Source organism: Calothrix anomala FACHB-343 (assembly GCF_014696435.1).
GTDB classification, from domain to species: Bacteria; Cyanobacteriota; Cyanobacteriia; order Cyanobacteriales; family Nostocaceae; genus Aulosira; species Aulosira anomala_A.
Genome location: NZ_JACJQG010000099.1, coordinates 20134 through 29226, shown reverse-complemented (window position 1 = coordinate 29226; position 9093 = coordinate 20134). Strand labels below are relative to the sequence as shown.

The 9093-nt window shown below is 38.7% G+C and carries 9 protein-coding genes and 1 pseudogene; 7 read left to right on the top strand and 3 right to left on the bottom strand.

The annotated features are described in order from the left end of the window. Nucleotides 1-145: 145 nt before the first annotated feature. The 6 genes and pseudogenes from H6G08_RS34245 to H6G08_RS34220 all read left to right on the top strand — a co-directional run. Nucleotides 146-694, top strand: a pseudogene (locus tag H6G08_RS34245) (HAD hydrolase-like protein); the annotation flags it as partial. A gap of 9 nt (nt 695-703) precedes the next feature. After that, on the top strand, nt 704-1480 hold the full coding sequence (locus H6G08_RS34240; RefSeq protein WP_190551349.1) for a sulfite exporter TauE/SafE family protein: 777 nt from the start codon (nt 704-706) through the stop codon (nt 1478-1480). A gap of 126 nt (nt 1481-1606) precedes the next feature. Then, nucleotides 1607-1993: an oxalurate catabolism protein HpxZ gene (gene hpxZ, locus H6G08_RS34235; protein ID WP_190551347.1), complete on the top strand. Its 387-nt coding sequence runs from the start codon at nt 1607-1609 to the stop codon at nt 1991-1993. A 43-nt stretch (nt 1994-2036) separates the two neighbouring features. Continuing rightward, nucleotides 2037-2597, top strand: coding sequence for an NUDIX hydrolase (locus tag H6G08_RS37890; RefSeq protein ID WP_190551345.1), 561 nt, complete (start codon nt 2037-2039; stop codon nt 2595-2597). A gap of 51 nt (nt 2598-2648) precedes the next feature. Continuing rightward, complete coding sequence (locus H6G08_RS34225; RefSeq protein WP_190551343.1) at nt 2649-3416, top strand: methyltransferase domain-containing protein; 768 nt, start codon at nt 2649-2651, stop codon at nt 3414-3416. Nucleotides 3417-3486: 70 nt separating this feature from the next. Beyond that, complete coding sequence (locus tag H6G08_RS34220) at nt 3487-4320, top strand: class I SAM-dependent methyltransferase (protein ID WP_242046395.1); 834 nt, start codon at nt 3487-3489, stop codon at nt 4318-4320. A 43-nt stretch (nt 4321-4363) separates the two neighbouring features. Here H6G08_RS34220 and H6G08_RS34215 read toward each other — a convergent pair whose 3' ends face one another. Beyond that, a complete protein-coding gene (locus tag H6G08_RS34215) occupies nt 4364-5299 on the bottom strand; it encodes a HEAT repeat domain-containing protein (protein WP_190551352.1) in 936 nt (311 codons plus the stop codon). A gap of 370 nt (nt 5300-5669) precedes the next feature. Between H6G08_RS34215 and H6G08_RS34210 the strand changes: the two genes are divergently transcribed. Then, entirely contained in the window at nt 5670-7037 is a 1368-nt protein-coding gene (locus tag H6G08_RS34210) for an IS4 family transposase (RefSeq protein ID WP_190551341.1), read from the top strand. Nucleotides 7038-7211: 174 nt separating this feature from the next. Here H6G08_RS34210 and ssuC read toward each other — a convergent pair whose 3' ends face one another. Both ssuC and H6G08_RS34200 read right to left on the bottom strand, forming a co-directional pair. Next, a complete protein-coding gene (ssuC, locus tag H6G08_RS34205) occupies nt 7212-8012 on the bottom strand; it encodes an aliphatic sulfonate ABC transporter permease SsuC (RefSeq protein ID WP_190636282.1) in 801 nt (266 codons plus the stop codon). Between the two features lie 196 nt (nt 8013-8208). After that, on the bottom strand, nt 8209-9027 hold the full coding sequence (locus H6G08_RS34200) for a class I SAM-dependent methyltransferase (protein WP_190551337.1): 819 nt from the start codon (nt 9025-9027) through the stop codon (nt 8209-8211). Nucleotides 9028-9093 lie beyond the last annotated feature (66 nt).

The window sequence follows — 9093 nt, the reverse complement described above, 5'->3', positions numbered from 1 at the left end:
AGAGGTTTCAATTTGGGAATGCGATCGCAATCTTAATCAGGTTTGTGTAGATTGGCGTTTTCGTACAGAAGATGCAAGAGTTAAGCTTTCAAAGATTTATCCAACCCAGCAAAATTAATGGGACAGACCACTAGGTTATACACCACCAGATGTTGATGAGTTGATTTGGTATATCGGCCCGCCAATTCAAGATACTTTTTCGCTGTTATTGAAAACGACTGATGAGAAGTTACTGACACAGGCTATTTCACTGTACCGCGATCGCTTTTCCAAAATTGGATTATTTGAAAATCTGCTTTATCCCCAAATTCCCGAAACCCTGAAAACCTTGCGTGCTTACGGTTACAAAACCTTTATTGCTACTTCTAAGCCCTATATTTATACCATCCGCATTATTGAACATTTCGGCTTATCGCCTTTGTTTGATGGGATTTACGGTAGCGAACTGGATGGAACCCGCAGTGTTAAAGGCGACTTAATTGGGCATATTTTACTGACAGAGAAGCTTTCACCCTCTACCGTTATCATGGTAGGCGATCGCAAACACGACATGATCGGAGCCAAGCTGCATAAAGTTGCAACCATTGGCGTTACCTATGGCTACGGAAGCGAGGAAGAATTAACAACTCACGGTGCTGATTGGATTGCTCATTCTCCAGAAGATATTCCCAAATTGATAATTCCTAATTTGTGACTCAAAATAATGCCACCATCTTTAACTATTATCCATACCTTACTTCTATTCAGCACCGCTTTTATTGCAGGTGGACTGAATGCTGTTGCAGGTGGTGGAAGTTTTATTACGTTTCCCGCGCTGATTTTTACAGGAGTACCGCCAATTATTGCGAATGCTACAAATAATACCGCAATTTGGGTGGCTGCTCTGGCTAGTGCTGGAGCTTACCGCAAAGATTTGGGGATTAAACGGCAAGTTTTTTTGCTGTTATGTGGCATAAGCTTTTTAGGTGGAATTATTGGCTCTTTAGCTTTACTCTATACATCGGCAGATGTGTTTAAAAAGCTCATCCCCTATCTACTACTATCAGCAACCCTAGTATTTACCTTTGGCGACACTCTCAGAGGATGGTTGCAGCTTCAGAGTCAGAAGTCAACGCCGGAATCTGTACCTATATTTAACCTTGCCTTGGCACAATTAGCGATCGCAATTTACGGCGGTTTTTTCGGCGCAGGTTTAGGAATTTTAATGTTGGCTACTCTATCGTTTTTGGGTATCAAAAATATTCATACAATTAACGCTTTTAAAGCATTTTTAGGCAGTTGTATTAATGGAATTGCCATTATCCCCTTTATTTTTGCAGGTGTACTTGCTTGGGAACAAGCGATTTTAATGGCTGTGGGTGGTTCTTTAGGCGGATATCTCAGCGCTCATTATGCGCGTAGACTTAAACCCCAATTAATTCGTAAATTTGTCATATTTGTTGCCTTTAGCATGACTATCTACTTTTTTATTCACGGTTAGGGATGATGTATGGCAACAGACATCAAAAAATCTATGATTCGTGTTTTTTATGCTATAGATTTTCGCCAGTTCTACATAGGTCATTTTGTGACAAAATAATTCAGAGTTCGTAAATTATTAACAACAATGACTACAGTAAATGACCCTGCTGTTGTAGCTGAAGTAACGGATTTATACCTTAAATACGAAGAAGCTTTGGCTAATAACAATTTAGAGGTGATGGATAGTTTATTTTGGGATGCACCTGAAGTAGTACGTTTTGGTGTAACAGAAAATCTCTACGGTAGTGAAGAGATTCGCAATTTTCGCGCCTCTCGAGTGAACCCAAAAATTGAGCGCGAAATTTCTCATCTTAAAGTTGTGACTTTTGGCAAGGATACAGCAACTGTAACTTTAGAATTTCGCCGCATTATCAATGGTGTAGAACGTTTTGGGAGACAAAGCCAAACTTGGTATAGATTTCCGCAAGGATGGAAGATAGTTTCTGCTCATGTTTCATTGTTACCAGTATGATTAACATTACCGAATTCGTACCGAAGCAAAAAGAGGTTTAAATGTGGATTTCTTAAATTGGAAGATATTAAAGTCTCAATATCTAGTCAAAGATAAATGGCTTACACTCCGTGCTGACACTTGTCAAACGCCAGATGGACAAATAGTCGAGCCTTTTTATGTTTTTGAATATTCAACATGGGTGAATGTTGTCGCGTTAACCAAAAATCAGGAAGTGGTGTTAGTTGAACAATATCGCCACGGTATTCAACAAACAGTTTTAGAATTACCTGGTGGTTGTATGGAACCAGAAGATATTTCACCACTTGAAGCAGCAAAACGTGAATTATTAGAGGAATCAGGATATTCGAGCGACAATTTTCTTGAGACAGGAATAATCTCACCGAATCCAGCAACTCATAATAACTTGATCCATTGCTTTTTAGCAACAAATGTAGAGCTTGTAGCCGATTTAAAATTAGATCCAACCGAAATTATAAATGTAAAACTATTGCAATTAGATAAGTTAATTCAAAATATCGATAATGGTATACTGCTGCAATCATTTCATATCATTTCATTATTTTTTGCTTTAAAGAAACTAGGGAAACTGCACTTTATTTAATAAATATAAAACTCAAATTTCTTAGGCATACATCAATAATAGGGTATTAAAATGCCAGATAAATGGAACCCAGAGCAATACGAACAATTTCAAGCTGAAAGAAGTCGCCCTTTTTACGATTTAGTAGATTTGGTAAATCCCCAAGAAAATTTACGAGTTTTAGATTTAGGATGTGGAACCGGAAAGTTAACTAAGTATCTCCATGAAACATTAGCAGCTAAAGAAACTTTGGGAATCGATGCTTCTGAAAAAATGTTATCTGTAGCGAGTCAATTTGCAGGTAATGGATTGCGCTTTGAGCAAGGAAGAATTGAAGATAACCCAGGAGACGGTAAATTTGATGTTATATTTTCTAACGCTGCTTTACAGTGGTTAACGGAACATGAAAAATTATTTGCTAAATTACGAGACAAACTGCAACCAGGCGGACAATTAGCAATACAAATTCCTGCAATGGATGATGAGCCAGTGCATCAGTTAGCTGTAGAGACAGCAAAGGAATTTAGTCAAGAATTAAATGGATATGTGCGACGCTTAGAAGTACTTTCTCCAATAGCTTATGCTAAACTACTTTATAAGTTAGGCTTTGTTAAACAACAAGTAAAGTTACAAATTTACGGGCATTTGTTACCATCGCGAGAAGCTGTAGTGGAATGGTATCGGGGAACGTTACTCACCGCCTATGAAACGCAGTTAGATACCCAAACTTATGAGCGATTTGTAGCCAGATATCAACAAAAATTATTCAGCATTTTACCAAACGAACGTCCATTTTTCTTCCCCTACAAGCGCATTTTAATTTGGGGGCTTAATCCGTGATGACATTACCTATTTCCCTCTAACACTCATCAGTCATCTGTATTTAGCAACGACAAATGACAAATGACAAATGACAAATGACAAATATATGACTACAACTGTCTCATTCGATCGAGTTTCTAATATTTACGATGCTACCAGAGGACTTCCCCCAGGAATCTCTGAACAAGTCACAGACTTTATCCTTAATTTAGTTTCGCCAACAGCAGATACTAAGTTTTATGAAACAGGAATTGGTACGGGAAGAATTGCTGTACCAATTGCGAAAAGAGGATATTCTTACACTGGTATAGATGTCTCAGAAAAAATGTTAGCGGAACTACACCAAAAACTAGAGGGTGTATCTCATAAACTAACAGCAATTAAAGGAGATGCTACAGCTTTACCTTTTGACAGTGATTCTTTTGATGTAGCTTTGGTTGTTCATGTTTTTCATCTAATTGCTGCTTGGAAACAAGCGCTAGCAGAAATTCGTCGCGTGCTGAAACCAGGTGGTATTTTGCTTTATACTCATGGTCAGACTAACTCTACTAGTCCTGCTTTAGAAGTGAATGCATTGAGAGGAGAATTTACGGAGCGTTGGAAATCTATTTTACAAAGTTATGGTCATCCTTTTCCGCGTTACGGTGCGACTGAAGAAGAAGTTTTAGCTGAATTAGAACAACAAGGTGCAACTTTAGAAACTGAAATTGCTGCTCAATGGCGAGTTGAAGATACTGTAGGTAAATTAATAGAAAACCAAGAGAATAAAATTCAAAGTGCAGCTTGGAGTATCCCTGATGATATTTTTCCTCTGGCGATTCAAGACTTGCGCAACTGGGCTTTAGAACGCTATGGTTCTTTTAATTATATTTTGCCCGAAGAACGTCAATTTAAGATTGTTGTAGTCCGCAATTGGGCTTAAATAAATCAAAACTTTCTATTTACTTCAAAAGGCGGATAAACTCCTAATGTATATCCGCTTGATTTTTTGTTAAAGCTCCAATTTTTTGAATAGCTTTTTGCGCGTAAATACTAACTTCTCTATCGGGATCGTCTAAGGCTTGTTGCAGGGCGTTTAAAGCTTCAGTGGTACCCAAATTACCAAGGGCGATCGCGGCTTCTTTTCTCACATCTGAATACTCATCTGTTAAGGCTGCAATCAGTGCGGGTAAAGACTGAACATCGGGAATTTTCTGTAATACTTGAATGGCAAATTTTCTTACCTGCCAATGTTCATCTTTAAGCGCAATTAATACAGTAGGAATAATCTTAGCATCAGCATGAAAGGCTAGAGATTTGGCAGCATTACGGCGCACTTGCCAATCAGTATCATTATTTAAGGCATGACTCAGTAAATCTACTATCTCTGCATCTGCCAAATGCCCTAATGTGAGCGCAGTTGCACGACGCACATTTTCATCGCGATCGCGTATTAAAGATAAGGCTGGCGGGCATATCTGCACTTGATTGAGATAGCTTAGAGTTGTAACAGCAGCTTCCCGCAGCTGGGGATGTTCCGACTCAAAGAAGGATAGCACCGCCGGGAGTGACTGAGCATCATGTATCTTTCGCAACAAAATTAACACATTTAGTTGCAGGTTGATATCCGGTTGCTGTAATGCATCTAACAACAGCAGCAAATCTTCAGAAGATATCAACTCACCCAAAGCTGACAGCGCCTCGCTGCGAATTTCTGCATCTGCTGAAGCTAGACAAGGTAATAAGGCGGGAACAGCGACAGGATTAGCAATTTCCCATAAAGCCGTAATAGCGATTTTCTGCACGGTGGTGCTTTCGTCTTGTAAGGCGACAATTAGCGCATCAATCGCCGCTTCATCGCCCAAGTGTTGCAGGGTTTTTACCGCCACTAAGCGATCGCTTACTTCAGGCGATCGCAACATTTCCAACCATTCATTTAATTCAGAATCGAATGGCACTAAGAAAAGCTATAAGCTATGCGGAACAAGCTCCACAGCTTTTAAAGCTATTGAACCATAAAAGGATGGCTCAGAAAATTGTCCTTAATGCAGTTTTGTAGAGACGCGTTCACGAAGTGTGCCGCAGGTATCGCTTTGTTTCAACCTTCTTTGCGATGATAGTTTGTACCCTCCAGGGAGCGATCACGTATCCCCTGAAGGGCGATCGCCCTTCTAGAGTAGAATGGATGAAACAAGTATGTAGGGGGTGTGTAAAAATTTTTGTAAGTAGAAAAAGCTTACTCGTTCATGAAATACTTTCTTTGATACAAGTAAGCCAGAGAATACTACTACTGTGACAAATCGTGTGACAATCCTCAAGGATAAATTTAACCAAAGTCTGGGATTACCTTTTAAAGAATTGTTACCATACTCGGCAATTGAGCAAGCCCTCTGGGAGTTAAAAATTAAATATAAGAAGCGACTATTCGACCCAATTGTAACACTATGGGCATTTTTATCTCAGGTTTTAGATACTGATAAAAGTTGCCACAATGCCGTGAGTAAAATAATCGCCTATTTAACAGGAGAAGGAGTAAAAATTCCTTCAACTGATACAAGTGCTTACTGCCAAGCACGGTCTAGATTGCCAGAAAAGTTATTAGAAAACCTTTTTATTCAGGCTGCACAAAATTTATCAAAGAAAGTGACGACGGAACATTTATGGTGTGGTCGAAATGTCTTAGTAATAGACGGTTCTACAGTCTCCATGCCTGACACTGTAGAGAACCAGAAAGAATACCCTCAACCGCAAACTCAAAACCCTGGATGTGGATTTCCAATTGCCAAAATTGGTGTGTTATTTAGTTTAGCAACAGGTGCTGCTGTTGCCTTAGTTATAGATGTTTTGAATACTCATGATATTAAACTAGCTCGCCAATTATATCAGTTTCTTAATCCCTTAGATATCCTTTTAGGGGATAGAGATTTTTGCACTTACGCCGATATTGTTGCTATTAAAAACATCAATTGTGATGCCGTATTTCGTAAGCATCAAGCTCGAAAAACTTCCATGCGAAAAGGCAAAATTATTGGAGAATGCGATAAATTAGTTACTTGGTACAAACCTAAGATATGCCCCAAAGGATTGAGCAAAGATGAATTTGATGTTCTACCCCAAACCATAACTGTGCGAGAGATTTACTATTACATTGTTATTCCTGGTTTTCGTACTCAAAGAGTTAGCTTAATCACTACTTTATTAGATAAAGTAACTTATTCTACTCTGGATATTGTTAGGCTTTACGGTCAGAGGTGGGATGTTGAGCTAGATTTAAGACATCTCAAAACTACCTTGGGTATGGATGTTTTACGCTGTAAAACGCCCTCAATGGTACGCAAAGAAATTTTCGTTTATTTACTTGCCTACAATCTACTGCGTAGTTTGATGTGGTCGGCAGGAACTACTTACGGTACTCCCCCGTTACGCCTATCACTCCAAGGTACTCGTCATCATTTAAATAACTTTATTCCCGGATTATTAACCGCAACTTCAATAAAACGTCAGCGAATTTATTGCACTTTACTTAAAGTTATTGCCCACAAGACTGTGAGCGATCGCCCCGGTAGAAGTGAACCCCGAGTTCGCAAACGTCGCCCAAAAGCTTACCCTTTGATGACCAAACCCCGGCATCAATTACGAAAGCAGTTGCAAACTGCTTAACCACATGTGTTTCGACTTTTCTTAGTGCCATTCGGCTCTGCCTCAATTGATCAGAAGACAAGACTCCGTCTCGCAATCTGCATTTCCAGCCTTTTACGCTAAAAACTCCCATGCCAAACATGGGAGCAAAGTAACCACAGTCAACTGTTAACAATCAACCGTCAACAACCCTCATTAACCCTTCAAATAACTGGGATTCCATTGCAACCAATAACTTTCTAATGATCTGGCGATTACATCTGCTAATTTTCCAAATAAGGCATATAGCAAAATACTTAATACCACCACATCTGTTTGCATAAATTCTCTAGCATTCATTGCCATATAACCAATACCAGAATCCGCAGCAATGGTTTCTGCAACAATCAATGTCAACCACATAATCCCTAAAGAAAAACGCACGCCTACCAAAATAGAAGATAATGCGCCGGGAAGAATAATTCGCCAAAATAATCCCCAAGTATTTAAACCATAAACCTTGCCCATTTCAATTAATCCTGGGTCTACACTGCGAATACCATGAAAAGTATTTAAATAAATTGGGAACATTACGCCCAAAGATACGAGAAATAATCTGGCTTCGTCACCAATGCCAAACCATAAAATCACCAAGGGAATTAAGGCTAAGTTGGGAATATTACGCAACATTTGAATAGAAGTATCTAACAATTTCTCAGCAATTGGAGAAATGCCATTAACTAAGCCTAAAGTAAAGCCAATACTACCACCAACCAAAAATCCAGAAATTGCCCTAGCAGCACTAATACCAATATTTTTAAACAATTCGCCAGTTTGAGCTAAATGAATCGCTGCACCTACCACACTCAAAGGTGCAGGTAAAATGCGAGTAGGAATTACACCGATAGAAGATAGTACTTGCCACACTAGAATGATAGATAAAGGTACTAACCAGGGAATCAAGGCTTGAATTTGGCGATTTTTCAGGAATTGATATTTTAACTTCTGTTTTTTCATTGTTTGCCTTGCTGATAAATTATTAGAAGTAGAAGAAGTAACTTTCATGGATGTTCTATTAGTAAGTAATGGGTTAACTAAAATTTGTGATTTGTAATTCAAAATTACAAAATTTTATAATTAAATCAACGATAAACTGATAGCGATCGCTATACGGGCGGGTTCATCTCGCATAAACCCGCCCCTACTAAGCAACCTAATTTTTCCAAGCAGCGATAACAGTAATGGGAAGTTCCTCTGTAAATGTTCCCGTAGGCTCTACTGCTAGCAGAGATTGTTTGAGTTCAGCTTCAAATTTTTGGCGATTTTCTGCAGAGCCAAAAAAGGATGGTAAACAAAAAGCTGTGGAATAGAGATAGCCAATATAGGAGTCAATAGTCCAAGATTTTTCGTATTTAACTTCAAAGTTTTCTTGGCGATTAAATGACGATTTAGCGATAATTTCTTCATGAGAAACAGCTAAGGGTTTCCAGAAACCTTGACCACTTTCACCTGTGCGGCGTTTTTCACCTAACCAACTTTGTACAACAGCAATTGCTGTTTTCTTCCAAGGGTGGTCGCTGTTCCAAGGGTCTTCATAGGTTTTGATAATAGCTAGCCCACCATCATTTGCAAGTAAATTGTATATATGTTCTATAAGTAATTCTCGCTGCATCCAATGAAAAGCTCTACCAATTGTGACTAGCTGGAATTTACCGAAATCTTGAGAGAGATTTTCTGCTCTATCTTGTATCCAACTAATATTATTTGCGCCTAATTCTAAAGCTTGAATCTTTGCTTCTTGCAGCATATCTGCATCTGGGTCTAAACCGAATATTTCGCGAAATTTATTATGTAGAGGAATAGCGATTAATCCGGCACCACAGCCTAAATCTAGTAGTCTACCTTGACCATTTAATTTAAATTTATCTGTAAGTAAATCAAATAACACAGGCGGATACTGTGGTCGATAACGAGCGTAGTACCAAGCTGCACCTTCAAATAAAGTTGGGTCGTAAGTAGAGATTGTTGTCATAAGTTTAAGCTCAAATTAATGTCAAAATATATTTTCTTAGATTTTCTTAGTGAGTAGGGTGAATGA